The sequence below is a fragment of the Kitasatospora nipponensis genome (assembly GCF_039528135.1).
Classification (GTDB): Bacteria; Actinomycetota; Actinomycetes; order Streptomycetales; family Streptomycetaceae; genus Kitasatospora; species Kitasatospora nipponensis.
This window is the reverse complement of sequence record NZ_BAAALF010001166.1, coordinates 1-517: the sequence shown is the minus strand read 5'-3', so window position 1 is coordinate 517 and position 517 is coordinate 1. Positions and strand designations below refer to the sequence as shown.

At 60.9% G+C, this 517-nt stretch carries 2 protein-coding genes; both read right to left on the bottom strand.

From position 1 onward, the window contains the following. A partial coding sequence (locus ABD323_RS45455; RefSeq protein ID WP_344447785.1) for a hypothetical protein occupies positions 1 to 221 on the bottom strand: 221 nt, incomplete at its 3' end. A 20-nt stretch (positions 222 to 241) separates the two neighbouring features. After that, a partial coding sequence (locus tag ABD323_RS45450) for a hypothetical protein (RefSeq protein ID WP_344447784.1) occupies positions 242 to 517 on the bottom strand: 276 nt, incomplete at its 5' end.

Genomic DNA, 517 nt, shown 5'->3' with positions numbered 1-517 from the left:
ACATCACTGAGCATGATCACGGAGACGATCGTCCCGACGATGACGACCCACGCCACGCGAGGCAGCTTCAGCTTGAACGTCTGTGCGAAGACGTTGGAAAGGTTGCTCGTGGCCAGATAGAAGTTGGCGGTGTTGATCCGGGTCTGGCTGATCCAGACGAACAGCAGGCCCCAGATGCCCATCAGCTCGACGATCCCGATGAGGCTCGATATCTCGGACAACGGTCCTTCGGTCGGGATGGTCAGCGCGACGAAGATCCGATCAAACCGTTGATCACGATGGTGAACAGATAGAACCCGGGGCCGAAGGCGAACCGTCCGTTGGTCCGGACGTCCCGCTTGTTCGTCCGGCCGAAACGCGCGAAGTCCCAGTTCGCCATCATGAGCACCCAGTCACCCATGTACACGCCGAACGCGAACAACCAACCTGGGCCGGCTACCGACGGCGATTCCGGTTGGTAGGTCAGCCAGCCCGACGTGGCGTCCAACTCGACGACGGTCCAGACGACGATCGCGAC